Source organism: Faecalibacterium prausnitzii (genome assembly GCF_003287405.1).
In the GTDB taxonomy this organism is placed as follows: Bacteria; Bacillota; Clostridia; order Oscillospirales; family Ruminococcaceae; genus Faecalibacterium; species Faecalibacterium intestinale.
On the sequence record NZ_PRLD01000060.1, the window covers coordinates 1 to 698 of the forward strand.

2 protein-coding genes are annotated in these 698 nt (G+C 51.7%); both read right to left on the minus strand.

Features of this window, described 5'->3' with window-relative positions; all coding sequences use genetic code 11:
• Nucleotides 1-254 (minus strand): type II toxin-antitoxin system PemK/MazF family toxin (locus C4N24_RS15020; protein ID WP_146746826.1); only part of this gene is annotated, 254 nt, incomplete at its 3' end.
• 71 nt (nucleotides 255-325) lie between these two features.
• The gene (locus tag C4N24_RS15025) at nucleotides 326-553 is read right to left on the minus strand and encodes a hypothetical protein (RefSeq protein WP_181573128.1); all 228 of its coding nucleotides are present in this window, start codon (nucleotides 551-553) and stop codon (nucleotides 326-328) included.
• Nucleotides 554-698: the final 145 nt, after the last annotated feature.

Consider the following 698-nt stretch of genomic DNA (forward strand, 5'->3'; position numbering starts at 1 on the left):
GTAAAGATCTGCTCTGCCTGAACGATGGACGGAACGGAGAGAAAATCGTTCACCAGCAGGCAGTGGGTCGGCTGGGTATACTTTTTTGCAGCCTTGCTTGTCAATGTGGCCACGATCAGCGTGGGCGAGTAAAAATTCCCCACATCGTTCTGGAGAACGACTGCCGGACGATTCCCGCTTTGCTCTGAACCGGTGGCGTTGTCGAAACGGGTGAAGAAAATGTCTCCACGCTGGAATTTCCAGTTTTGAATCAAAAGCTGCCCTCCTTTTTTCAAAATATGTACACCGCCCGCTGCACCTCCTTGGCGGTGGGCGGTGTGTTTGTTCAGCGGTTCATCACAACGTAGTCATGACCGCGCCGGGTCTGGCAGACAGTGCAAGTGTCCATGCTTCGGTCTGCGCTGGGAACAATGGCGATTTTGAACGCCTTGGATTCTACAAAACTGCAAAGGCAGGCACCGCAGAGCGTGCGGATGGACCGAATCATCTCCGGGGTCAGTTCCATTTCCTCGTAGATTGCTTGCTCTAAGGTGGTACGGTCGTTTTCGTTCATAAAACCTCCTATGTAGGATGAAAATGTGGATATATGGAATAAGTAAAAAGAACAGGCGTGGACGAAGGCCGAAAACAGCATTCGGCCACGCCTGATTTAATAAGTTAAGGTCTCGCATATTCGCCCTCGGCTCCCTGCGAGTGGG

Coding starts and splice junctions, on each gene's coding strand:
- C4N24_RS15025 (WP_181573128.1), bottom strand. CDS start 553: ATGAACGAAAACGACCGTACCACCTTAGAGCAAGCAATCTACGAGGAA.